Below are 22,079 nucleotides of genomic sequence, written 5' to 3'. Positions count from 1 at the left end.
CGATCCGCGATCTGTCCACTCTGGACCGATCGGACCCGCCGGACCGGGGCCGCGGGCGCGACTTCCCCGCCACGGCGCTGCTCGCGTTTTCGGTGGCGGTCAGGCCGTAGCATGGCGTAGTGAGCGATCAGTCTGAATGGCCGGACGGCCAGTACCCCGAACGCCCGGTGGAGCGGCACAAGGGCCCGGTCGTGCTCCGCCGCGACCGCCGCGACCAGGGCAGCACCACCGACCAGCGGCTCCTGGATTCGCGCGGCCCCAGCGACTGGGTGCACACCGACCCGTGGCGCGTTCTGCGGATCCAGGCCGAATTCGTCGAGGGCTTCGGCGCGCTCGCCGAGGTCCCGCGCGCGGTCACCGTGTTCGGTTCGGCGCGCACCAAGCGCGACAACCCGGAGTACGAGCTCGGCCGCAAGATCGGCGGCGCGCTGGCCAACGCGGGCTTCGCGGTGATGACCGGCGGCGGGCCGGGCGCGATGGAGGCGGTCAACCGCGGCGCGGCCGAGGCCGGCGGCTTCTCCGTCGGGCTCGGCATCGAGCTGCCGTTCGAGCAGGGCCTGAACCCGTGGGTCGACCTCGGCGTCAACTTCCGGTACTTCTTCGCCCGCAAGACGATGTTCATCAAGTATTCGCAGGCCTTCATCTGCCTGCCCGGCGGCTTCGGCACGCTCGACGAGCTGTTCGAGGCGCTGACGCTGGTGCAGACCAAGAAGGTCACGAAGTTCCCGGTGGTGCTGTTCGGCAGCGACTACTGGGGCGGCCTCTACGACTGGATCGCCAAGACCGTGCAGGCCGAAGGCAAGATCAGCCCGCACGACCTGGACCTGCTGCACGTCACCGACGACATCGACGACGCCGTCCGCGTGGTCCAGGAGTCCTACCAGGCGTGGGAGGACACCCACTGATGAGCCGGATCTGCGTGTTCTGCGGCTCGTCCATGGGGTTCTCGCCGCGCTACGCCGAGCAGGCGGCGGCGCTCGGCAAGCTCCTGGCCCAGCGCGGCATCGGCCTGGTCTACGGCGGCGCGAGCGTCGGCACGATGGGCGTGGTCGCCGACGCGGCCCTCGCGGCGGGCGGCGAAGTGATCGGCGTGATCCCGGAGGCGCTGTCGTCGGTCGAGATCTCCCACGCGGGCCTGTCCGAGCTGCACGTCGTCCGCGACATGCACGAGCGCAAGGCCAAGATGGCCGCCCTGTCGGACGGCTTCCTGGCCCTGCCCGGCGGCGCGGGCACGCTGGAGGAGCTGTTCGAGGTCTGGACGTGGGCCCAGCTCGGCCTGCACGGCAAGCCGATCGGCCTGGTCGACGTGGACGGCTACTACGGGCCGCTGCTCGCGTTCGCCGACCACATGGTGACCGAGGGGTTCGTCAAGCCGGAGTACCGGCAGCTGCTGATGGCGGACGCCGACCCGGCGGCGCTGCTGGACCGGTTCGCGACGTACGAACCGCCGGCTCCGCCGAAGTGGGCGAAGGAGCCACCGGGGATCTGACGGCGGTGCTCGCCCGGACGAAGGCCGCCACCGCGCGCGACCGCGTCCGGTCGGGCCAGGCCAGCAGCACCGACGTCCGCGGCGCGTCGAGCACCGGCACGCACACGACGTCCGCCCGCACGTGGCGCCGGGCCGACTCCGGGACCACCGCGACGACCTGGCCCAGCGCCACCAGCTGCAGCAGCTGGCCCGCGTCGCGCACCGCCGGCCCGGGCACGTCGCTGCCCGGCCAGCGCGGGAACGGCTCGCCGTCGAGGTCGGCCATGACCAGCGCCGCCCGGCCGGCCAGGCGGTGGCCGAGGGGGAGCAGCGCCAGCTGGTCCTGCTCCAGCAGCAGCTCGGTGTCGAACCCGACGGAGTCGTCGTGCGGGCCGTGCAGGAACGCCAGGTCGGCGCGGCCGTCGCGCAGCATGGGGGACTGCTCGCCGATCCCGCAGACGACGACCTCGACCTCGATCGCGTCCGGGTCGGCCCGGTAACCGGGGAGGATCCGCTCGAGCAGGCCGGCGTCGCCGTCGGGCTTCATCGCCACGAGCAGCTTCGGCACCTCCTGCCCCGCGCGCCGCGCCCGGCGCACGGCGGCGTCCACCGCGTCGAGCGCTTTTCGGCTCTCCGCAAGGAAAACCGCGCCCGCGGGCGTCAGGCTCACGCCGCGGCTCGTGCGGTTCAGCAGCGGCACGCCCATGCGGCGTTCGAGCTGCTGGATGGCGCGCGACAGCGGCGGCTGCGCCATGCCGAGGCGCTGCGCGGCGCGGCCGAAGTGCAGTTCCTCGGCGACGGCCACGAAATACGCGAGCTCCCGCGTCTCCATATCCCCAGGGTATCGGCCGATGCGGCATCGGTGTTGGCCCGCGCGGCCGCCCCGCTGGTGTGCTGGGGCCATGGACGAAATCACTCTGGTCACCGGCGCGAACAAGGGCATCGGCCGCGAGATCGCCGCGCAGCTGGCCGCCCTCGGGCACACCGTCGTCATCGGCGCCCGCAGCGCGGAACTGGGCGGGAAGGCGGCCGCGGAGCTGGGCACGGATTCGGTGGTCCTCGACGTGACGGACCCGGCGTCGGTCACCGCGGCCGCCTCCCACCTCGAAGAGCGCTACGGCCGGCTCGACGTGCTGGTCAACAACGCCGCCATCGCCCGCCCGCCGGGCACCGACCTGGCGCACCAGACCCCCAGCACGGCCGACCTGGACACACTGCGCACGATCTTCGAGACGAACTTCTTCGGCGTCATCACGGTCACCAACGCGCTGCTGCCGCTGCTGCGCCGGTCGGCCGCGCCGCGCGTCGTCAACGTCTCCAGCAGCGCCGCGTCCCTGACCCGGAACGCCGATCCCGCCGTCCAGCTGCCGATCTCGGCGGGCTACACCCCGTCGAAGACCGCGCTGACGTCGTTGACCCTGCAGTACGCGCGGGAGCTGCGGCCCGACGGGATCCTGGTCAACGCCGTCTGCCCGGGCTTCTGCGCGACCGACCTCAACGGCCACGCGGGCTTCCGCACCCCGGAACAGGGCGCGGTGGCGGCGGTCCGGATGGCGACGATTCCCGCGGACGGCCCGACGGGCACCTTCGTCGACGACGAGGGCCCGGTGCCGTGGTGACTCAGGCGACGCCTTCGCTCGGCCGCTTGTGGTAGGTGTCCACGTACTCCTGGCCCGAGATCTCCAGGATCGCGTACATCACCTCGTCGGTGACCGACCGGCGGATCGCCGGCGCGTAGTCCTGGCCCTCGTAGCGCGAGAAGTCCAGCGGCTCGCCGAACGTGATGGAGATCTTGGCGAGCCGGGGGATCTTCGCGCCCTTCGGCTGGAGCTGTTCGGTGCCGGTCAGCGCGACCGGCACCACCTTCGCGCCGGTCGCCAGGGCCAGGGCCGCGACGCCGGTGTGGCCGCGGTGCAGCCGGCCGTCCAGGGAGCGGGTGCCCTCCGGGTAGATCGCGAAGACGCCGCCGGCGTCGAGGACCTTGCGCGCCGCTTCCAGCGCGGCGAGCCCGGCCTGGGCGTTGCCGCGCTCGACCGGGACGTAGCCGAGGCCGCCGAGGAAGCCCGCCAGTGCCTTGCCCTTGAGGCCCTTGCCGACGAAGTACTCCGCCTTGCCGAGGAACTTGACCTGCCGCGGGGTCGTGAACGTGATCACGCCGGTGTCGAGCGCCGCCCGGTGGTTGGCCGCCAGCAGCACCGGGCCCGTCGCGGGCACGTTCTCCACGCCGTGCACCTCGGGCCGGTAGAGCGCCCTGGCCAGCGGCCCCAGCACGAAGCGGACAAGCTGCGCGATCAAGTGGTCCTCCTCCTCGGTGGCGGTGACACCAGCATGGCACGATCGTTACTCGTGAGTTGGTTCGAGCGGCGTACGTGGCAGGAGCCCGGTTGGACGCCCGAGGACATCGTGACCGCGAAGGGTGACCGCACGGTTTCCGTCGTGCTACCGGCCCTCGACGAGGAGCGGACCGTGGGTGCCGTCGTCGCGTCGGTCCGCCCCCTGGTCGGCTCGGTCGTCGACGAGCTCGTCGTGGTGGACTCGGGGTCGGCGGACGCCACCGCGCGGGTCGCCGAGGCCGCGGGCGCCCGGGTGGTCCGCCGCGAGGACGTGCTGCCGGACCTGCCGCCGGTCCCCGGCAAGGGCGAGGTGCTGTGGCGCTCGCTGGCCGCCACCAGCGGCGACCTCGTCGTCTTCCTCGACTCCGACCTGGTCGACCCGGACCCGGCGTTCGTGCCGTCGCTGCTCGGGCCGCTGGTCACCGAGCCGGGCGTGCACCTGGTCAAGGGCTTCTACCGCCGTCCGCTGCGGCTGGAGAGCAGCGGCGGCGGGCGCGTCACGGAGCTGCTGGCGCGGCCGGTGCTTTCGGCGCTGCGTCCCGCGCTCGGCGGGCTGGTCCAGCCCCTCGGCGGCGAGTACGCGGGCACGCGCGAGTTCCTCGAATCGGTGCCGTTCGCCGCCGGCTACGGCGTCGAGATCGGGCTGCTCCTCGACGCCGAGGCGCGGTACGGCCTCGACGGGCTCGCCCAGGTCAACCTCGGCGTCCGCAAGCACCGGAACCGCTCGCTGCCCCAGCTGGGCGTGATGTCCCGCCAGATCCTGGGCACGGCGCTGGCCCGCTGCGGGGTCCCGGCCGCCGACGCGCCGTTCACGCAGTTCGTCCAGGTCGACGAGGAGTGGCTGCCGGACGTCACGACCGTCCGGGTCGCCGACCGGCCGCCGATGCGGGAAGTGCTCGCCCGTCCTCGAGGGTGAGCACCTCGTCGAAGCCGTCGAGGTGCTCGGGGCGGTGGGTGACCAGGACGACGGTGCCTCGGGCGTGCGTGAGGACGTTCTTCAGGACGGCGTCGCCGTGCGCGGGGTCGAGGCCTTCGACGGGCTCGTCGAGCACCAGCACCGGCGGGGCCGCCAGGACCGCGCGGGCGAGGACCAGCCGCTGCCGCTGACCGCCGGAGAGGGCGTCGCCGTCCGGGCCGGTCTCGCGGTCGAGCCCCAGGTCGAACCCGGCGATCTCGCACGCTTCTCGCAGCTCGTCATCGGTCGCGGCCGGTTTCGCGAGGAGGAGGTTCTCGCGGACGGTCGTGTGGAAGACGTGCGCGTCGGCTTCGGCGCCCGAGATGACTTTCGACAGGTCCGCGTACTCGCCGAGCGGGTGGCCGTCGAGGAACACGCGGCCTTCGGTGGCGGGCTGGCTGCCGAGGAGGAGGCGGAGCAGCGTCGTCTTCCCGGCGCCGCTGGGGCCGAGGATCCCGACGCGCTTGCCGGGCGGCAGGTCCAGGTCGATCCGCTGCAGCGCGGGGGCGCGGCCCGGGTGTCGGACGCCGGCGCTTTCGAGCCTGAAGTGCCCCTTTTCCGGCGTGCGGGTGCCCTTCGGGGTGGGCGGCTCGGCGAGGACGGCCCGCACCCGGGCGGCCGACGCGCGGATCTCCGGCACCCGCCGGGCGGCCCCGACCAGCGGGAGGACGACCTCGAAGCTCGCCATGGCGGCCAGGGTGAGCGCGGCGGTCCAGGGCACGGAGGCGTCGGCGAGCAGCGCGACGGCGACGGTGGTGCCCAGCTGGACGAGCACCCCGGCGGCGCCGAGCAGCGCGGCCGCACCCGAGGTGGCCCGCTCGCTCACGGCGATCCCGTCGACGGCGGTGGTCGCCCGGGCCCGGTGCTCGTCCAGCGCACCGGCGGCGACGAGTTCGCGGTGCCCGGTGACGAGTTCGACAGCGCGTTCGGCGAGTTCGGCGCGTTTCGGGGCGGTTTCGCGCGCTGCCCGGGCGGTGACGCGGACGACCAGCCAGGGGAGCAGCCCACCGGCGACGAGCAACCCGGCACCGAGCGCAGCAGCGGCTGGTACGGAAGCGGTGGCCGTTACGGCGACGGCGGCGGTTCCCACGAGTGCGGCGACACCGGCGGGCAGCAGCCACCGGAGGACGGCGTCCTGCAGTGCGTCCACATCGGACACGAGCCGGGTGACGAGGTCGCCGCCGGAGAACCGTGAGCCGGGTACCAGGGCCTGGTAGACGCGGGTGCGGAGAGCGCCGAGCCAGCGCAGGACGACTTCGTGCCCGGCGAGGCGCTCGGCGTACCGGAGGCCACCGCGGAGCAGGGCGAGGGTCCGGACCCCGACGATGGCGACGGTAAGCGCCCCGAGCGGCGGCCGTTCGGCGGCGCGGAGGAGCAGCCAGGCGGCGGTGGCCATGAGGGCTAGGGCGGCGAGTTCGGCTCCGGCGCCGAGGAGGGCGGCGCGGATGAGGCGGAGGGTGTCCCTTGTGGACACAGCCCAGAGGTTCACGCGGCCACCTCCGAACGAACCCGGCCCTCCCGCAGCTCCACGACCCGCTCCGCCAGCGTGACCATCGCCGGCCGGTGGGCCACGAGCACCGCAGTCCGACCCGGCAGCAACCGCCGGGTCGCGGACAGCACCGTCTCCTCCGTGCGGGAATCCAGCCGAGTCGTCGGCTCGTCGAGCAACACCAACCCCGCAGACGTCCGGGCTAGCGCCCGGGCCAATCCCACCCGCTGCCGCTGCCCCGCCGACAAGCCCTCGCCCAGCTCGCCCACCTGAGTCTCATACCCCGCGGGCAATCCCGCCGCCACGGAATCCAGCGCCGCGGCACGAGCCGCGGCCGGGACGTCGGCCGGCAGGCCCAAAGCGATGTTCTCCGCCAGCGTCCCCCGGAACAACGTCGGCCGCTGCGGTACCCAAGCCACATCGGCGAGCCAGTCGTCCGGCGACAGCGACCGCAGGTCCACCCCGTCGACGAGCACCCGCCCCGACGAAGGCGTCACGAACCCCAGCAGCACCGCCAACAAGGTGCTCTTCCCCGACCCGCTCGGCCCCACCAAGGCGATCCGCGCCCCCGCCGGCACGCACAGGTCCACATCGGACAACACCGGCACACCGTCGTAAGAAACCGAAACCCGCTCCAGCGTCAGCGAAGGCGCACCCCGCCGCCGCACCGAAACCGCCGTCCGAGAAGGAACGACCGGTACCGCAAGCGCTTCCCGCAACGCCGTCAACCCCTCGGCCGCCGCGTGGAACTTCGCGCCCGCCGCGCGCAACGGCAGGTACGCCTCCGGCGCCAGCACGAGCACCAGCATCGCCGTCCGCGCGTCGAGGCCGCCGTCGAGGAGGCGGAACCCGATCGGCACCGCCACCAGCGCCACCGACATCGTCGCCACCAGTTCCAGCACCAGCGCCGAAAGGAACGCGATCCGCAACGTCTTCATCGTCGCGTCCGTGTGGGCGGACGTCATCGAACGGACCGTCGAGGCCTGCGCCGCCGCCCGGCCGAACAGCCGGAGCGTCCCGAGTCCCCGCACCACGTCGAGGAAGTGACCACCCAGCCGCAGCAACAGTGACCACTGCCGCTCGGTCCGCGCCGCGGTGTGCTTGCCGACCAGGATCGCGAACACCGGAATCAGCGGGAGCGTCGCCGTGACGATCAGCGCCGACACCAGGTCCGTCGTGAACAGCCGCGCGATCACCGCGGCCGGCACCACCACCGACACGACCAGCGACGGCAGGTAGCCGGTCAGGTAGCTGTCCGTGGCGTCGGCCCCGCGCGTCACCTGCGTCGCGACGACGCCCGCGCGATCGGCGCGCGAGTCGAGCAACCGGCGGCGCAGACCCGCGCGCACCGAAGCCGCGAACCGTCCACTGAGGACACCGTGCGCCCACGAAAGCAGTGCCCGCGCGGCGATCGCGACGACCAGGAGCAGCGAGACACCGCCGCCGGTGAGCAGCGTGGCGAGACCTTCGGCCTGGACGAGCACTGACGCGGCGGTGAGCACCCCGAGCGCGGCCAGCACGGCCAGGTAGCGCCGGAGTCCGGGCAGAGCGGGCACGGCGTTCCCCCTAGAAGTGCAGCAGCGAGCGCTGGTCGACGGGATGGCGGTGGGCGCGCCAGGTCAGCCACTGCACGACCAGCAGCACCAGCAGCGACGGCGGGGCGAACCACGTCAGGACCGCGAACGTCCCCGGGGCCGTCGCCGCCTGGTCGACCGTCAGCGCGTACCCGGGCGAGACCAGCACCGCGGGGAACCGCACCGTGCCGGCGAGCAGTGCCGGGCAGGCGGACAGGACCATCGAGCCGACGAGCGCGACGCGGTTGCGGCGCAGCGCCAAGCCGAGCCGGGCGACGGCGAGCGCGGCGAAGGCCAGCGCGGCCACGCCCGCCCCGAGCGCGGTCACGCCGTCGAGCGTGAAAGCGCTCCACACGGTCGTGATCACCAGGAACGCGAGCACGGGCGCGGTGAACGCCCGGGCCAGCCGGACCGCGCGCCCGGTCAGCTCGGCCGGGGCGCGCACGGCCAGGAACGCCGCGCCCTGCAAGGCGAACAGCGCCACGAACCCGAGCCCCCACAGCACGGCGTACGGGCTGAAGAGCGCGAGGACGTCCCCGGACGGCGAGCCGTCGGCGGCCAGGGGCAGCCCGGCCACGAGGTTGCCGAGGAACAGGCCCCACGACAGCGCCGTCACCAGCGCGCCGCCGACGATGCCCGCGGTCCAGGCGCCGCGCCGCGCGTCCGGGCGGCGGCTGCGCAGCTGCATCGACGCGGTGAACGTGACCAGGCCGAGCAGCAGCGTCACGACCAGGACGTAGGCCCCGGCGAACACCTTGCCCTCCAGGTGCGGGAACGCGCCGAACAGCAGCCCGACCGCCGCCACCAGCCACACCTCGTTGGCCAGGAAGAACGGGCCGAGCGCGCCGAGGGTCTGGCGCCGCCGCCGTTCGCCGGTCTCGAACGCGGGCAGGAGCAGCCCGACGCCGTAGTCGTAGCCCGCGAGCGCGAAGTACCCGCAGGTCAGCAGGCCCAGCACGCACCACCACAAGGTCACCATCGGTCAGACTCCGCTCAGGACGGGCAGCTCGGCGGGCTCGTCGACCGGCTCCGGGCCGCGCTTGGCGACCCGCGCCAGGAGCACCCAGTCGGCGACCGCGAGCGCGGCGAACAGCAGCGAGAAAGCGATGAAGGAGAACAGGATCTGGCCGGCCGGGACGTCCGCGACGGCGTCGGCGGTGCGCAGCTTCCCCCAGACCAGCCAGGGCTGGCGGCCGAGCTCGCGCACCAGCCAGCCCATGATCGCCGCGACGAAGGGCAGCGGGATCGCCGCGACCATCAGGTAGTGCAGGAACCGGGCCTTGGTGAGCCAGTTCCGGACCAGCAGCAGTGTCCCCAGGAGCGCGCACAGCAGCATGGCGAAGCCGAGCGTGATCATCACGCCCAGCGGCAGGCCCACCGCGCTCCCGCCCAGCTTGTCCGGCTGGTACATCTTCAGCTCGCCGAACTGCGCGAAGCCCTGGTTGACCACCAGGATCGAGCCGATCAGCGCCGTGACCACGCCGATCCGCATCGACCGGCGGAAGAACTCGACCTCCGCCGTGCGCTTCAGGAAGTGGTACGCGCTGATGCCGACGACGAAGAACCCGCCGGTCACCAGCGCGGCGCTGACGACGTGCGGCAGCGATGCGACCAGCGCCGGGTTCGAGAACAGCGCGCCGAAGTCGTCGAGGCGTAGCGTGCCGCCTTCGAGCCGGCTGCCGACCGGGTTCTGCAGGAACGAGTTGGCCAGCATGACGAACAGCGCCGACGCGTACGCGGTCAGCGTGACCAGCCAGATCAGCGTCAGGTGCAGCCACTTGCCCAGCCGCCCGAAGCCGAAGATCCACAGGCCGAGGAAGGTCGACTCCAGGAAGAACGCGACCAGCGTCTCGATGGCCAGCGGTGCGCCGAAGACGTCACCGGCGAATGTGGACAACCCGGTCCAGGTCAGCCCGAACTGGAATTCCATCACTATTCCGGTGACGATCCCCAGCGCGTAATTGATCACGTACAAGCGGCCCCAGTAGCGGGTCATCCGCAGCAGTTCGGGCTTGCCGCCGACCGCCGCGCGCGTCTGCATCACGGCCACCATCGTGATCAACCCCAGTGTGAGCAGCACGAACAGGAAGTGGAACGAAGTCGTCGTCGCGAACTGGAGTCTCGCGACCGGGAGTGCATCCATGGCGCCCGACTATATACGTAGTCTGGCTACATGTAGCCACCAAATCCATGAGATCCGGGTCATCTCCGGGAAATACCCGGGTGCGTCCCCTGCCGTCGGCCAATAGCCTCTCCGGGGTGGGATGCGTAGACTGCGTACCTATGAAGGCGGACACCTTGCGCGGGCACCTCGACGCGTTGCTGCTGGCGGTCCTCGACGGCCGGAAGCTGCACGGCTACGCGATCATCGAGGCGCTCCAGCTGCGCAGCGAAGGCGCGCTCGACCTGCCGACCGGCACGGTCTACCCGGCGCTGCGCCGGCTCGAGCGGGCCGGCTGGCTGGCCAGCGAGTGGGACGTCGTCTCCGGCCGCAAGCGGCGCACCTACCGGCTCACCCGCTCCGGCCAGCAGGCGTTGGCCGCCGAACGCGCCGAGTGGCGGGAGTTCACGACGGTCATCGGGGGAGTGCTGGGGGCATGATCGACGAATACCTGGGAGACCTGGACCGGCGGCTGCACGGCTGCGGCCGGTTCAAGGCCGACCTGCTGGGGGAGGCCAGGGACGGCCTGCACGACGCCGCCGACGCGTACCGCGCGGGCGGCTGGAGCGACGAGGAAGCCGAGCGCCGCGCGGTCGCCGACTTCGGCCCGGCGGCCGTCGTCGCCCGCGACTACCAGGCCGAGCTCGGCATGCTCAGCGGCGTCCGGACGCTGTGGAAGCTGGTCATCGGCGTCCCGGCGATGCAGCTGGCGTGGGACTACGCCCGGATCCTCACCTTCGGCGAGTGGACGAGGATCTCGACGCCGACGCCGGGGTGGTACAAGGTCGTCACGCACGTCAGCCACGGCGCGGTGTTCGTCGTGCCGGTGATCGGCGTGCTCGCCCTGCTCGGCATCCGCTGGCTGAGCCGGCACCTGGACGGCGCCGGGCTCGCGCGGTTCTGCGGCACCCTCATCGCGCTCGCGGTCGGCGTCAACCTGGCTTCGGTCGGGCTGCTGATCAGCACGACCGGGTTCGTGGACGCGTCACGGCTGTTCCTGAGCGTCCCGTGCGCGGTGCTGATGGTCGCCTGGGTGCTGCTTTCGCTGCGGCTCGTCGTGCTCGCGAGACGATCCTGGGGCGGGTATGCCACGATCGTCGCGTGACGACCGCGCTGATCTACCTCGTAGTCATGCTGCTGGTGGCCGCCGTGGTGTTCCTGCTGGCCGCCGTGGTCTTCGGCCGGGGTGAGGAGCTCGCCCCGCTGCCGCCGGGCAGCTCGCCGACGCGGCTGCCCGCCGAGGACATCACCGGCGAGGACCTGACGGAGGTCCGCTTCCAGCTGGTGCTGCGCGGCTACAAGATGTCCGAGGTGGACTGGGTGCTGCGCCGCCTCGGCGTCGAGATCGACGAGCTGCGCGCCCGGGTCGGCGAGCTGGAGCAGCGCGAGCGCGAACGGGAGAGCTCGCCCGAAGGGGCCCAGTGACGGATCTGATCCTGTCGGTCGACGTGCGCGCGCCGGCCGGGACGACCTGGCTCGCGCTCACCGACTGGACGCGCCAGGGCGAGTGGATGCTCGGCACGCAGGTCGAGGTCGTCGCGGGCAACGGCCGCAGCGTCGGGTCGCGCCTGCAGGCGTTCACCGGCGTGGCCGGCATCGGGTTCACGGACAAGATGGAGATCACGAGCTGGGAGCCGCCGGTGCGGTGCGCGGTCCGGCACCTCGGCAGCGTCGTGCAGGGCACCGGCGTGTTCCAGGTGGTGGCGAAGGGCGCGACGCGCTCGACGTTCGTCTGGGCCGAGCACCTGCGGCTGCCGTTCGGGCCGCTGGGCCGGCTCGGCTGGCCGGTGGTGCGCCCCGCGTTCGCGCTGGGCGTGCGCCAGTCGCTGCGGCGGTTCGCGCGGTTCGCGGAGGACTATTCGGTGGGTGGGGATGAGTGAGCTGTTCGGCACCGACGGCGTCCCGCGGTGCAGCTGGGGCAATTCGGCCCCGGACTACGTGGCCTACCACGACGAGGAGTGGGGCGTGCCGCTCCACGGGCAGGACGAGCTGTACGAGCGGCTGTGCCTCGAGTCGTTCCAGTCGGGGCTGTCGTGGATCACGATCCTGCGCAAGCGCGAGAACTTCCGGAAGGCGTTCAAGCGGTTCAAGCCGGCGAAGGTGGCCAAGTTCGGCGACGCCGACGTCGAGCGGCTGATGCAGGACGCGTCGATCGTGCGGAACCGGGCCAAGATCCTGGCCGCGATCAAGAACGCGCAGGCGATCGCCGCGCTGGACACGCCGCTGGACGACCTGCTGTGGTCGTTCGCGCCCTCGTCGCACAAGCGGCCGGCGACGATGGCCGACGTCCCGGCCATCACCGACGAGTCCAAGGCGATGGCGAAGGAGCTGAAAAAGCGCGGCTTCGTCTTCCTCGGCCCGACCACGTGCTACGCGCTGATGCAGGCCACCGGCATGGTCGACGACCACGTCGAGGGCTGCTTCCGGGCCGGGTCGTGAGTGTTCAGTCGGGTTCTAACCCGACTGAACACTCACGACGTCACTTGCCCTGGAAGTTCGGCTTGCGCTTGCCGACGAAGGCCTCGACGGCCTCGGTGTGGTCGGCGGTCGTGCCGAGCGCGGTCTGGGCGGCGTCCTCGGCGTCGAGGGCCTCGTCGAACGTCGACTGCGCGGCCAGGTTGAGCACGCTCTTGATCTTCGCGTAGGCCACCGTCGGCCCGGCCGCGAGCTTCGCCGCGACCTTCTGGGCGCGCGCCGGCAGCTCCTCGTCCGGCACGACCTCGCCGACCAGGCCGAGGCGCAGCGCCTCCGCCGCGTCGACGGTCCGGGCCAGCAGCATCAGCTCGGCGGCGCGGCCGTAGCCGACCAGCCGCTGCAACGTCCACGACGCACCCGAGTCCGGGCCGAGCCCGACGTTGGCGAAGGCCATCAGGAACGACGACGACTCGGCGGCGATCCGCAGGTCACTGGCGTAGGCGAAGGCGGCCCCGGCACCGGCGGCGGTGCCGTTGACCGCCGCGATCACCGGCTTCTCCATCGACACGATCGCCTGGACGATCGGGTTGTAGTGCTCCTTCACCGTGTGTAGCGGGGCGGGGTCACCCGCCTGGAGCAGCCCGACGTGCTCCTTCAGATCCTGGCCGGCGCAGAACGCCTTGCCGGACCCGGTCAGCACCACCGCGCGGACGGTTTCGTCGCCGGACGCCTCGCGCAGCGCCGCGAGCAGTGCTTCCTTCAGCTCGACGGTCAGCGAGTTGTACGCCTGCGGCCGGTTGAGGGTCAGCGTGCGGACCCCGTCGGCGTCGGCGGTCAACAGGACGTCGGATGTGGTCACGTCATCTCCTTGCGCGGAAAACTTCGGTCGGCCGAGAGTCTTCCACCTCCCCCGGGCCGCATACCAGCACCGATACGGCGGCAAAAGATCGGTCCGCTGATGCGCCCGGCCGCTGATGAGGGACAATGGACACCAGACCCGGCTGGCTTTCACGCGAGCGCGACCCGGGCGCGCCGGTTGAGACGGAGGGAGCACGCTATGGCGGCCATGAAGCCCCGGACCGGAGATGGTCCCCTCGAAGTGACTAAGGAGGGGCGGGGCCTCGTGATGCGCGTACCGCTCGAGGGCGGTGGGCGACTCGTCGTCGAACTTTCCGCGGAAGAAGCGAAGGACCTCGGCGCCGCTTTGGCGGAGGTCACCGGCTAGCAAGCCTCCCTCGAACCGTCCTTCCGTCGCACCCCGGTCTCCCTTCGGAGGCCGGGGTCGCGGTTCCTCAGCGCCCGGAGGTTGCTCACTGTGCGTAATCCGCTACCCCCCGTTCCGACCAGTCTGCTCGACATCGAGGTAACGGCGGAGCTCCGCCGCGGCACCCCGACGGCCCGGTTCGTGACCGCGCCCGCGGACGACGCCGAGTCCGAGCCCCTCGAGGTCGGCGGCGTCCGGATCACCGGCAAGGCGGGCGACGTGCAGACGGTCCCCGGCGACGGTCCCCGGTGGGTCGCGGGGCTCGGCGACGGCGAGCCGAAGCAGTACCGCAAGACCGGCGCGGCGCTGGTCCGCGCGGTGAACGCGGCGCTGGCCGACGACGTCGACAACGGGGGTAAGGCGTTCCGCGCGGTGCAGGTGGAGCTGCCGGAGGAGGCGTCCGGCGAGCACGTGACCGAGCTGGCGCTCGGGCTGCTGCTGGGCGGCTACCGCTTCAAGGTGTCCGGCGAGGACCCGAAGCCGTCGGTGCGGACGGTCCGGCTGGTGACCGCGGACCCGGCCGCCGGCGAGCTGGTCGCCCGCGCTTCGGCACTGGCCGCGGCGACGGCGCTGACCCGCGACCTGGCGAACACGCCGTCGAACGTGAAGAGCCCGGCGTGGCTGGCGGACACGGCGTCGAAGGTGGCAGGCCCGGGCGTCGAGGTGACGATCCGGGACGAGAAGTGGCTGACGACGCAGGGCTTCGGCGGCGTCGTGGCGGTCGGCGGCGGCTCGGCCCGCCCGCCGCGCCTGATCGAGATGGCGTACAAGCCGTCGGGTGCTTCGAAGCACCTGCTGCTGGTCGGCAAGGGCATCACGTTCGACACGGGCGGCCTGTCCATCAAGCCGGCCGACGGCATGCACCTGATGCGCACGGACATGGCGGGCGGCGCGGCCGTGATCGCCGCGACCCGCGCGATCGCGGCCCTCGGCCTGCCGGTGCGCGTGACGGCGCTGGTGCCGGCGGCGGAGAACCACGTGTCGGGCTCGGCGTACCGGCCCGGCGACATCGTCCGCCACTACGGCGGCAAGACGACCGAGGTCGCGAACACCGACGCGGAGGGCCGCATGGTCCTGGCGGACGCGCTGGCCTACGGCATCCGCCGCTTCAGCCCGGACTACGTCGTCGACGCGGCGACGCTGACCGGCGCGATGAAGGTCTCGCTCGGCCTGCGGACGGGCGGGTTGTTCGCTTCGGATTCTTCGCTGGCGGACGCGGTGATCGCGGCGGGCGCGCGCGTGGGCGAGGCGTGGTGGCGCATGCCCCTGGTCGAGGACTACGCGGAGAACGTCCGCGGCGAGTTCGGCGACGTCCGGCAGACGCCTGGTGGCCCGGGCAGCATCACGGCGGCGTTGTTCCTGCGCGAGTTCACGTCCGGGCTGCCGTGGGCGCACCTGGACATCGCGGGGCCGGCACGGTCGGAGAAGAACTACGACGAGGTGGTCCCGGGCGCGACGGGCTTCGCGGCCCGGACCCTGGTGGAGCTGGCGGCTTCGCTGGGCTGAGCGGTTTGTCCACATCCCGGCTGGGGTGTGGACAACCTGCTGTTCGTGGCCGGGTTCGTCGGTGGGTGCCGATAGGCTGGAGCAGGGACGCCCCCCAGGGTTGGGCGGGGGCTTGCCCGACGGGGGATGGGGTGGCCTGACGGGTGCCGGCGGTTCGGCGAAGGTCTTGAATGAGTCATTCAGGACCTCCGAAGACCTGAATGAGTCATTCAGGACGTCCGGCCGACACCTCCTCCGGCCGTGATCCACGGAGCCCCTCAGCGTGGCCACGACGTGATCGCGGAAGCTCCTGAACCGCTGCTCAGCGCTCAGCCGCGGCCTGCGGTAGCCAGCACGTGGTCGCGGAAGCCGGTCACCGCCGGGGTCATCGGCTCCTCCGCCCGCCAAGCCAGCCCGATCGTCCGGTACGGCCGCGGCGACAGCGGCACCTCCGCGACCCCCGCCGGGCTGCCCGGCCCGAACCGCGGCAGCAGCGCCACCCCCAGGCCCGCCGCCACCAGGCCGCGCACCGTGTCCGACTCCTGGCCCTCGAACGCGATCCGCGGCGTGAACCCCGCCGCCGCGCAGAGTTCGTCCGTCAGAGTCCGCACGCCGTAGCCCTGCTCCAGCAGCACGAACTCCTCGTCCGCCAGCTCCGCAACCCGCACCGACCGCCGCCCGGCCAGGGGATGCCCCGCCGGGACCGACAGCAGGATCTCCTCGTCGACCAGGCCCGCGGAAGCCAGCGCCGGAACAGACGGCAGCGGCGCCAGCAGCGCCAGGTCCAGCTCACCGGCGACCAGGCGGTCGACCATCTCCTGCCGCGAGCCCTGGACCAGCGTGAACCGCACCCCCGGGTGCCGCGCCCGGTGGCCGCGCAGCAGCGACGGCACCAGCGACCGGCCGAGCAGGTGCAGGAACCCGAGCACCACGTGCCCCGACTCTGGCGACACCTCCTCCCGCGCCAGCCGGACGCCGGTCTCGAGGGCCGCCAAGCCGCGCTCCGCCGCTTCCGCCAGCAGGTCCGCCGCACGCGTGAGGCGGATGCCGCGGCCGTCCGGCACCGTCAGGGGTGCGCCCAGCGCGTCCGCCAGTGCCGCGAGCCGGCGGCTGACCGTCGGTTGCGGGACGCCCAGCAGCTCGGCCGCGCGTGTGATGTTCCCCGTCTTCCGGAGGGCGGCCAGCAGCGGCAGGTGCGGCGCGACCTGCGCCGACAGCGAGTCATACGTCACCGCATGAATCATGCCAGCCGAACGCATTGGACGTATTGGTTAGCTCTGCTTACTTTCAGTTCGTGACCTCCACGCGCCGAGTCAAGACCGCCGTCGCCGCGGCCGGGATCTCCTCCTTCGCCCTGCTCTACGCGCCGCAGCCGGTGCTGCCGCAGCTCGCCGCGCAGTACCACCTCGACCCCGGCGGCGCGGCGCTCGCCGTCAGCGTCGCGACCGGCGCGCTCGCCATCGCCGTCCTGCCGATCGCGGCGCTGTCCGAAGTGGTCGGACGGCGGCCGGTGATCCTGACGTCGGTCATCGCGTCGGTCGTGTTCGGCCTGCTGCTGCCGCTGATGCCGACGTACCCGGCGCTGCTCGTCCTGCGGGCCTTGCAGGGGATCGCGATCGCCGGCTTCCCCGGCGTCGCGGCCGCCTACCTGGCCGAACGGCTCGGCCGCGCGGGTGTCGCCGCCGCCGTCGGCGCGATGATCGCCGGCAACACGATCGGCGGCATGCTCGGCAGGCTGGCCAGCGGGTTCACCGCCGGCCCGCTCGGCTGGCGCGGCGCGCTGTACGTCGTCGCGGGGGTGGGCGCGGTGTGCTCGGCGATCACCGTCGTGACGCTGCCGCCGGGCACGCGCCCGCGCGGGAACGCCCAGCTCCGCGCGGTCGCCCAGGGGCTGGTCACGGCGTTGCGCAAGCCGGTGCTGCTCGCGCAGTATGCGGTCGCGCTGCTCGCGATGGGCTCGTTCGTCGCGCTCTACAACGCCGCCGGCTTCCGCCTGACCGGCGACCCGCTCGACCTGTCCCCGGCGATCGCGTCGCTGGTGTTCCTGGCGTACGCGACCGGCTCGGTGTCGTCGGCCGCCGCCGGTCGCCTGGTCGCCCGGGTCGGCCGTCGCCGCGCGCTGGTCGGCGCCCTGCTGCTGACGGCGGCCGGCGCGGCGCTGACGCTGCCCGACTCACTGCCGCTGGTCATCGCCGGGTTCCTGGTGCTGACCTGCGCGTTCTTCGCCGCGCACGCGGTCGCGAACGGCTGGGCGGCGGCCGACGCCCCCGAGAACGCGCGCGGCCAGGTCGGCGGCATGTACACGGCGACGTACTACCTGGGCAGCAGCGTCGGCGGCGCGGCGGGCGCGTGGGTCTACGGCCACGAAGGCTGGCCGTGGCTGATCGCGGTGGTCGTGGTCTGGCTGCTGCTCGCGGTGGCGGCGGTCGGCGCCGGGACCCGGGCAGCCCCCACCCGGCCCCGGGGGGCGTCCCCGTCCCAGTCTATCGGCACCCCCCGGCGAACCCGGCCGGGAAAGGTGGGTTGTCCACAGCCCCACGAGCCTGTGGGCAACTGAGTCAGATCGCCGCCGCGACCAGCAGGCCGCCGCCCACCGGCAGCAGCGCCGGGACCAGCCGGTCGTCCTCGCGGAACGCTCGCGCCACCTCGCGCAGCGCCAGTGTCTCCGGGTCGCGGTGGGACGGGTCGATCACCCGCCCGCCGGCCAGCACGTTGTGGAACGCGATGATCCCGCCCCGCCGCAGCAGCGACACGCCCAGCTCGTAGCAGCCGGGGTACTCGATGTGCGCGGAATCGACGAAGACCAGGTCGTAGCCGCCCGGCGTGAGCCGCTGCAGCACGTCCAGGGCGCGGCCGATGATCAGCCGCGTCCGGCCCGGCGCGTAGCCGGCCTCGCGGAACGTCGCGCGCGCGGCCCGCTGGTACTCCGGCTCGACGTCGATCGAGGTCAGGATGCCGTCGGGGGCCATGCCGCGGAGCAGGCTCAGCCCGCTGACGCCGGCGCCCGTGCCGACCTCGACGACCGCCTTCGCCCGCAGCGTCGCGGCCAGGAAGCGCAGCGTGGCGCCCGCGCCCGCGCTCAGCGGGACGCAGCCCAGGTCTTCGGCCCGCGCCCGCGCCGAAGACAGCACCTCGTCGTCGGGCAGGTACCCGTCGACGAACCCGGAATCGGCCGGTGCGGCCGCAGGGGTGGGCGTGTTCACGCACGGAGGTTAGCGTTGGTTGTCGATAAATCCTCGCAGGCTCCCTGGTAAGCACCCGGGAAGAACTTCTCAGCCTGCTCTCAGTCCAGTCTCACTAGAACCATAAGGAACCCCGACAGACTGAAATCCAGACACACGGGAACACCGTGGCCAGAGCCCGCGTTGGGTGGAGCAGACAGGAGAGACGCAGATGGAGGTGCCTGCTCCCGCTATGCAGAACGCCGTTGCCGACGCCGGGGCTCAGCCGGTGACCCTGGACGAGGCGGCTTGGACGCCACCGTCCTGGGACGAGGTCGTGCGCGAACACGGCGACCGGGTCTACCGGCTCGCCTACCGCCTGACCGGCAACACCCACGACGCCGAGGACCTGACGCAGGAGACCTTCATCCGGGTCTTCCGCTCGCTGGCGTCGTACAAGCCCGGCACGTTCGAGGGCTGGCTGCACCGGATCACCACCAACCTCTTCCTGGACATGGCCCGCCGCCGCTCGCGCGTGCGGATGGAAGGCCTGCCCGAGGACACCGACCGCATCGTGGGCGATGACCCAAGCCCCGAGCAGGTCTACTCGGACACCCACCTGGACCCTGACCTGCAGGCGGCGCTCGACGAGCTGCCCCCGGAGTTCCGCGCCGCCGTGGTGCTGTGCGACGTCGAAGGCCTGTCGTACGAGGAGATCGGCGCGACGCTGGGTGTCAAGCTGGGCACCGTCCGCAGCCGGATCCACCGCGGTCGCCAGGCGCTGCGCGCGTCGCTCGAGCGACGGCGCGCTCACGCACCGCAGTCTGCGAAGGTGTCGGTATGACCGCACCGCGAGGCTGGGGACTCCCCGAGTCGCACCTGCTGCCGGACGTCGTCGTGGCGTTCGTCGACGGCGAGCTTTCGCACGGCGCCCGCGACCGCGCGGCGTCGCACATCACGCGCTGCCAGGCGTGCGCGGCCGAGGTCCGCGCCCAGCGGCAGACGGTCGACACGATCCGGCACGCCGGTGCCCCTTCGATGTCTGCGGGGTTCCTGGCGAGCCTGCAGTCGATCCCGCAGCACACGGAGCTGCCGGGCACCCCGGACAACCTGGCGATCACCGCCGACGGCCAGCTCGTCGCGGTCCAGCGCCCCGACCGGGTCGCGGGCCTGCGCGACGCCGGCGTGCTGGGCGGAGTGGCACCGCTGGGGTCGTCGGCCCCGCTGGGCCAGTCACCGAACGTCCTCGGCGGCGGTCGTTTCAAGCGCCGCGCCGCCCAGGGTGCCGGGGTCGTGGTGTCCGGGCTGGTGCTGAGCGCGCTGGCGCTGGTCGGCACGTCCGCGGACGGCGACGGCGGCCCCGACCAGGGCGGCAGCGTGCCCCAGCCGGCGAACCTGCTCCCGGCCCAGCTGGCGGTGCCACCGCAGGCGCCGAGGTCGATGCCGGCGACCACTTCGCCCGCCGCCGCGGTACCCGCCGGGATCCGCTGAACCCAGCTTGACCGAGGCCGTTGCGAGGAATCCCTCGTGGCGGCCTTCGTCGTGTTCGGGGCACGGCGGATCGGCCTCGGCAGGTGCCCGACAGCCCTCGCCGCGCGGCCCAAGAAACAGCCACTTCACCGGCGGACCGGCAGACTCGGAGCACTGGGCTTGGGTATCGTCACGCCCAGCCACCTGATCTTCTGCACCGGGGAATGATGACCGAGCCGAACGTGAATCCCGAGCAGCCCGGCGCGCGTGATGCCGACCGGCTGGGTCCGCGGCCGCTCGCGCGGCCCGCTGTCGATCCCGCCCAGGCCGCCGTGTTCGGGCGGCCGCAGGGCGTCGACGGGGCGTTCGACAAGCTCTACACCCCGAAGCAGGCCAACGGCGTCAACCTCGCGCCGCCCGCGCCCGAGTCGCTCGCCGAGGCTTTCCGGCGGCCGCCCGGGGCCGAGGGCGTGCTGCTCGAACGGCCGCGCGAGGCCACCGGCGATCCGAAGGAAGCCGACCCGCCGCTGTGGAACAGCACCAGTGATCCGTGGCGTGATCCGGGGGCCGGGGCCGTGCTGGCCGGGCCCGCGATGCCCGCCGAGGACGAGGAAAAGCCCGCCAAGCGGCCGCCGGGAGCGTTGCTCAGCCTGCCCGAGGTGCTGTTCGGGCGCCGGGTGCAGCCGAAGGCGCTCGCGCTGCTGGGAGTCGTCGCGCTGCTCATCGGCGCGGTCGGCGGCTTCGTCGGCTGGTGGGTCGGCGACACCGGCACCGAGCTCACCGGGTCCGCCACGATCTCCGAAGCCGAGGCCGCCAAGGAACGCCCGGCCGGGTCGGTCGCCGAGATCGCCAAGCGCGTCGCGCCCGCCGTCGTCTCGCTCGAAGTCTTCAAGCCCGGCGCCGAGTCCGGTGAGCAGGGCTCCGGCGTGATGATCGACCCGCAGGGCTACATCCTCACCAACGAGCACGTCATCTCCTCCGCCGCCGCGGACCCGGGCGTCAAGGTCACCGCGATCTTCGTCGACGGCACCCGCACCGAGGCCAAGCTCGTCGGCGCCGACCAGAAGACCGACCTCGCCGTCGTGAAGGTGAACGTCACCAACCCGACCGTGCTGCAGATCGGCAAGTCCGCAGACCTGCAGGTCGGCGACACCGTGATGGCGATCGGCTCGCCGCTGGCGCTGCAGAACTCCGTCACCGCGGGCATCGTCAGCGCGCTGAACCGGCCGATCACCGCGGGCGGCGACAGCGGTGCCCCGCCGGTCACCTACGAGGCCATCCAGACCGACGCCGCGATCAACCACGGCAACTCGGGCGGCGCGCTCGTCGACGCCACCGGCGCGCTGGTCGGCATCAACTCGTCGATCCGCTCGTCCAGCGCGGACGGCGGCAGCATCGGCATCGGCTTCGCCATCCCGAGCGACTACGCCATCAAGATCGCGAAGTCGCTGATCAAGGACGGCAAGGTCCGGCACGCGGACATCGGCATCAACGCGTCGTCGACGGTCGCCGGCTCGTCCACCATGGGCGCCCAGGTGAAGAACGTCGCCCCCGGCGGCCCGGCCGCGAACGCGGGCATCAAGGAGGGCGACGTGATCACGAAGATCGGCAACCGGCTGGTGCGCGACTCCGCGGAACTGACGGTCGCGGTCCGCGCGCACGACGTCGGCGAAGTGGTCCCGGTTTCACTGGCCCGCGACGGCGCGAGCTTCGTCGTGGACGTAACCCTGGCTTCCGACTGAGTTCCCGTGTTCGGCCTGCCGGAGCACGGCGGGCTGCGGGTACCCTGGCCGGGTAGGTTCAGCTGCGGAGGTTGACTGGTGTTCGACAGCGTCGGGTGGGGCGAAATCCTCGTCCTCATCATCGCCGGTCTCTTCATCCTCGGCCCGGAACGCCTCCCCGAGGCGGCTTCCTGGCTGGCGAAGAGCGTGAAGAAGGTCCGCGACTTCGCGACCGGTGCCCGTGAGCAGCTGCGCGAGGAGATGGGCCCGGAGTTCGACCAGCTCCGCAAGCCCCTCGAGGACTTGCGCGGCCTGCGCAACTTCGACCCCAAGCGCGTGGTGACGCAGCACCTGTTCGACGGAGACGCGGACCCGCTGGGCCTCAAGGGCATCACGAACGGCGGCAACGGCACGAACGGGACCAACGGCACGACGGTCAGCCAGCCCCAGGCGGCGCCGGAACCGCTCAAGCCGGGGGAGCGCCCGCCGATCGACCCGGACGCCACGTAGCCCGCACTTCTCAAGCGCCCCAATGTGGCGTTCGGTGCGTCAGACGCACCGAACGCCACATTGGGTGCGTTGG

The 22,079-nt window shown here is 72.6% G+C and carries 24 protein-coding genes and 1 pseudogene; 16 read left to right on the top strand and 9 right to left on the bottom strand.

Going from position 1 to position 22,079, the window contains the following annotated elements; translation table 11 throughout:
• Window positions 1–119: 119 nt before the first annotated feature.
• Together H4696_RS28435 and H4696_RS28430 are read left to right on the top strand one after the other, a co-directional pair.
• The gene (locus H4696_RS28435) at window positions 120–905 is read left to right on the top strand and encodes an LOG family protein (RefSeq protein WP_086860961.1); all 786 of its coding nucleotides are present in this window, start codon (window positions 120–122) and stop codon (window positions 903–905) included.
• Window positions 905–1,489, top strand: a complete 585-nt coding sequence (locus tag H4696_RS28430; RefSeq protein ID WP_086860959.1) for an LOG family protein — start codon at window positions 905–907, stop codon at window positions 1,487–1,489. Before H4696_RS28435 ends, H4696_RS28430 begins: the two co-directional genes overlap by 1 nt.
• 70 nt (window positions 1,490–1,559) lie before the next feature.
• Here H4696_RS28430 and H4696_RS28425 read toward each other — a convergent pair.
• Window positions 1,560–2,300 (bottom strand): annotated as a pseudogene (locus tag H4696_RS28425) (LysR family transcriptional regulator); the annotation flags it as partial.
• A gap of 70 nt (window positions 2,301–2,370) precedes the next feature.
• Here H4696_RS28425 and H4696_RS28420 point away from each other — a divergent pair.
• Window positions 2,371–3,087 (top strand): SDR family oxidoreductase, encoded by a 717-nt coding sequence (locus H4696_RS28420; RefSeq protein WP_086860958.1) that lies wholly within the window; start codon window positions 2,371–2,373, stop codon window positions 3,085–3,087.
• Between the two features lies 1 nt (window position 3,088).
• Here the strand turns inward: H4696_RS28420 and H4696_RS28415 are convergent, their stop codons facing one another.
• A complete protein-coding gene (locus H4696_RS28415) occupies window positions 3,089–3,763 on the bottom strand; it encodes a lysophospholipid acyltransferase family protein (protein WP_086860957.1) in 675 nt (224 codons plus the stop codon).
• Between the two features lie 51 nt (window positions 3,764–3,814).
• Here H4696_RS28415 and H4696_RS28410 point away from each other — a divergent pair, with 51 nt between their 5' ends.
• Window positions 3,815–4,717, top strand: coding sequence for a glucosyl-3-phosphoglycerate synthase (locus tag H4696_RS28410; protein ID WP_086860955.1), 903 nt, complete (start codon window positions 3,815–3,817; stop codon window positions 4,715–4,717).
• Here the strand turns inward: H4696_RS28410 and cydC are convergent.
• From cydC to H4696_RS28390, 4 genes are read right to left on the bottom strand one after another with little or no spacing between them, the layout of a single operon-like run.
• Window positions 4,653–6,245: a thiol reductant ABC exporter subunit CydC gene (gene cydC / locus H4696_RS28405; protein ID WP_086860953.1), complete on the bottom strand. Its 1,593-nt coding sequence runs from the start codon at window positions 6,243–6,245 to the stop codon at window positions 4,653–4,655. The two genes, H4696_RS28410 and cydC, sit on opposite strands and share 65 nt — an antisense overlap.
• The gene (gene cydD, locus H4696_RS28400) at window positions 6,242–7,801 is read right to left on the bottom strand and encodes a thiol reductant ABC exporter subunit CydD (RefSeq protein ID WP_249027016.1); all 1,560 of its coding nucleotides are present in this window, start codon (window positions 7,799–7,801) and stop codon (window positions 6,242–6,244) included. The genes cydC and cydD overlap by 4 nt, the downstream gene beginning before the upstream one ends.
• Before the next feature lie 10 nt (window positions 7,802–7,811).
• On the bottom strand, window positions 7,812–8,798 hold the full coding sequence (gene cydB / locus H4696_RS28395; RefSeq protein ID WP_086860950.1) for a cytochrome d ubiquinol oxidase subunit II: 987 nt from the start codon (window positions 8,796–8,798) through the stop codon (window positions 7,812–7,814).
• 3 nt (window positions 8,799–8,801) lie between these two features.
• Window positions 8,802–9,962, bottom strand: a complete 1,161-nt coding sequence (locus tag H4696_RS28390) for a cytochrome ubiquinol oxidase subunit I (protein WP_086860948.1) — start codon at window positions 9,960–9,962, stop codon at window positions 8,802–8,804.
• A 140-nt stretch (window positions 9,963–10,102) separates the two neighbouring features.
• Between H4696_RS28390 and H4696_RS28385 the strand changes: the two genes are divergently transcribed.
• Genes H4696_RS28385 through H4696_RS28365 form a run of 5 tightly spaced genes read left to right on the top strand, consistent with a single transcriptional unit; the run spans window position 10,103 to window position 12,419 of the window.
• Window positions 10,103–10,420, top strand: coding sequence for a helix-turn-helix transcriptional regulator (locus tag H4696_RS28385; RefSeq protein ID WP_086860947.1), 318 nt, complete (start codon window positions 10,103–10,105; stop codon window positions 10,418–10,420).
• Window positions 10,417–11,085, top strand: a complete 669-nt coding sequence (locus H4696_RS28380) for a permease prefix domain 1-containing protein (RefSeq protein ID WP_086860945.1) — start codon at window positions 10,417–10,419, stop codon at window positions 11,083–11,085. Before H4696_RS28385 ends, H4696_RS28380 begins: the two co-directional genes overlap by 4 nt.
• Window positions 11,082–11,405, top strand: coding sequence for a DivIVA domain-containing protein (locus tag H4696_RS28375; RefSeq protein WP_086860943.1), 324 nt, complete (start codon window positions 11,082–11,084; stop codon window positions 11,403–11,405). Before H4696_RS28380 ends, H4696_RS28375 begins: the two co-directional genes overlap by 4 nt.
• On the top strand, window positions 11,402–11,860 hold the full coding sequence (locus H4696_RS28370; RefSeq protein WP_086860941.1) for an SRPBCC family protein: 459 nt from the start codon (window positions 11,402–11,404) through the stop codon (window positions 11,858–11,860). Before H4696_RS28375 ends, H4696_RS28370 begins: the two co-directional genes overlap by 4 nt.
• A complete protein-coding gene (locus H4696_RS28365; RefSeq protein ID WP_086860939.1) occupies window positions 11,853–12,419 on the top strand; it encodes a DNA-3-methyladenine glycosylase I in 567 nt (188 codons plus the stop codon). Before H4696_RS28370 ends, H4696_RS28365 begins: the two co-directional genes overlap by 8 nt.
• A 40-nt stretch (window positions 12,420–12,459) precedes the next feature.
• On the opposite strand, the gene H4696_RS28360 is transcribed toward H4696_RS28365, so the two are convergent.
• A complete protein-coding gene (locus H4696_RS28360) occupies window positions 12,460–13,254 on the bottom strand; it encodes an enoyl-CoA hydratase-related protein (protein ID WP_086860938.1) in 795 nt (264 codons plus the stop codon).
• Between the two features lie 198 nt (window positions 13,255–13,452).
• On the opposite strand from H4696_RS28360, the gene H4696_RS28355 reads away from it, so the two are divergent.
• On the top strand, window positions 13,453–13,620 hold the full coding sequence (locus tag H4696_RS28355; RefSeq protein ID WP_013222969.1) for a DUF3117 domain-containing protein: 168 nt from the start codon (window positions 13,453–13,455) through the stop codon (window positions 13,618–13,620).
• Between the two features lie 90 nt (window positions 13,621–13,710).
• Complete coding sequence (locus H4696_RS28350) at window positions 13,711–15,165, top strand: M17 family metallopeptidase (RefSeq protein ID WP_192782584.1); 1,455 nt, start codon at window positions 13,711–13,713, stop codon at window positions 15,163–15,165.
• Between the two features lie 308 nt (window positions 15,166–15,473).
• On the opposite strand, the gene H4696_RS28345 is transcribed toward H4696_RS28350, so the two are convergent.
• Window positions 15,474–16,388 carry a LysR family transcriptional regulator gene (locus H4696_RS28345; RefSeq protein ID WP_192782583.1) on the bottom strand — a complete coding sequence of 305 codons (915 nt, stop codon included), beginning with the start codon at window positions 16,386–16,388 and terminating at the stop codon, window positions 15,474–15,476.
• Window positions 16,389–16,438: 50 nt separating this feature from the next.
• On the opposite strand from H4696_RS28345, the gene H4696_RS28340 reads away from it, so the two are divergent.
• A complete protein-coding gene (locus H4696_RS28340) occupies window positions 16,439–17,701 on the top strand; it encodes an MFS transporter (RefSeq protein WP_249027295.1) in 1,263 nt (420 codons plus the stop codon).
• A gap of 1 nt (window position 17,702) precedes the next feature.
• Here the strand turns inward: H4696_RS28340 and H4696_RS28335 are convergent, their stop codons facing one another.
• Window positions 17,703–18,347, bottom strand: coding sequence for an O-methyltransferase (locus H4696_RS28335; protein ID WP_086865531.1), 645 nt, complete (start codon window positions 18,345–18,347; stop codon window positions 17,703–17,705).
• A gap of 190 nt (window positions 18,348–18,537) precedes the next feature.
• Here H4696_RS28335 and sigE point away from each other — a divergent pair, with 190 nt between their 5' ends.
• From sigE to tatB, 4 genes are all read left to right on the top strand, one after another.
• A complete protein-coding gene (gene sigE, locus H4696_RS28330; protein ID WP_086865532.1) occupies window positions 18,538–19,149 on the top strand; it encodes an RNA polymerase sigma factor SigE in 612 nt (203 codons plus the stop codon).
• On the top strand, window positions 19,146–19,796 hold the full coding sequence (locus tag H4696_RS28325) for an anti-sigma factor family protein (protein WP_086865533.1): 651 nt from the start codon (window positions 19,146–19,148) through the stop codon (window positions 19,794–19,796). The genes sigE and H4696_RS28325 overlap by 4 nt, the downstream gene beginning before the upstream one ends.
• A gap of 203 nt (window positions 19,797–19,999) precedes the next feature.
• The gene (locus H4696_RS28320) at window positions 20,000–21,517 is read left to right on the top strand and encodes a trypsin-like peptidase domain-containing protein (RefSeq protein ID WP_169735241.1); all 1,518 of its coding nucleotides are present in this window, start codon (window positions 20,000–20,002) and stop codon (window positions 21,515–21,517) included.
• Window positions 21,518–21,595: 78 nt separating this feature from the next.
• The gene (tatB, locus tag H4696_RS28315; protein WP_086865535.1) at window positions 21,596–22,006 is read left to right on the top strand and encodes a Sec-independent protein translocase protein TatB; all 411 of its coding nucleotides are present in this window, start codon (window positions 21,596–21,598) and stop codon (window positions 22,004–22,006) included.
• Window positions 22,007–22,079: the final 73 nt, after the last annotated feature.

The sequence above is a fragment of the Amycolatopsis lexingtonensis genome (assembly GCF_014873755.1).
Taxonomy (GTDB): Bacteria; Actinomycetota; Actinomycetes; order Mycobacteriales; family Pseudonocardiaceae; genus Amycolatopsis; species Amycolatopsis lexingtonensis.
This window is presented reverse-complemented; position numbering and strand designations above follow the sequence as displayed.

Excerpts from the sequence above, each read along its gene's own strand:
- H4696_RS28430 (WP_086860959.1), top strand. The coding sequence starts at position 905 with ATGAGCCGGATCTGCGTGTTCTGCGGCTCGTCCATGGGGTTCTCGCCG.
- H4696_RS28420 (WP_086860958.1), top strand. The coding sequence starts at position 2,371 with ATGGACGAAATCACTCTGGTCACCGGCGCGAACAAGGGCATCGGCCGC.
- cydB (WP_086860950.1), bottom strand. The coding sequence starts at position 8,798 with ATGGTGACCTTGTGGTGGTGCGTGCTGGGCCTGCTGACCTGCGGGTAC.
- H4696_RS28390 (WP_086860948.1), bottom strand. The coding sequence starts at position 9,962 with ATGGATGCACTCCCGGTCGCGAGACTCCAGTTCGCGACGACGACTTCG.
- H4696_RS28385 (WP_086860947.1), top strand. The coding sequence starts at position 10,103 with ATGAAGGCGGACACCTTGCGCGGGCACCTCGACGCGTTGCTGCTGGCG.
- H4696_RS28380 (WP_086860945.1), top strand. The coding sequence starts at position 10,417 with ATGATCGACGAATACCTGGGAGACCTGGACCGGCGGCTGCACGGCTGC.
- H4696_RS28365 (WP_086860939.1), top strand. The coding sequence starts at position 11,853 with ATGAGTGAGCTGTTCGGCACCGACGGCGTCCCGCGGTGCAGCTGGGGC.
- H4696_RS28355 (WP_013222969.1), top strand. The coding sequence starts at position 13,453 with ATGGCGGCCATGAAGCCCCGGACCGGAGATGGTCCCCTCGAAGTGACT.
- H4696_RS28345 (WP_192782583.1), bottom strand. The coding sequence starts at position 16,388 with ATGATTCATGCGGTGACGTATGACTCGCTGTCGGCGCAGGTCGCGCCG.
- sigE (WP_086865532.1), top strand. The coding sequence starts at position 18,538 with ATGGAGGTGCCTGCTCCCGCTATGCAGAACGCCGTTGCCGACGCCGGG.
- H4696_RS28325 (WP_086865533.1), top strand. The coding sequence starts at position 19,146 with ATGACCGCACCGCGAGGCTGGGGACTCCCCGAGTCGCACCTGCTGCCG.
- H4696_RS28320 (WP_169735241.1), top strand. The coding sequence starts at position 20,000 with ATGATGACCGAGCCGAACGTGAATCCCGAGCAGCCCGGCGCGCGTGAT.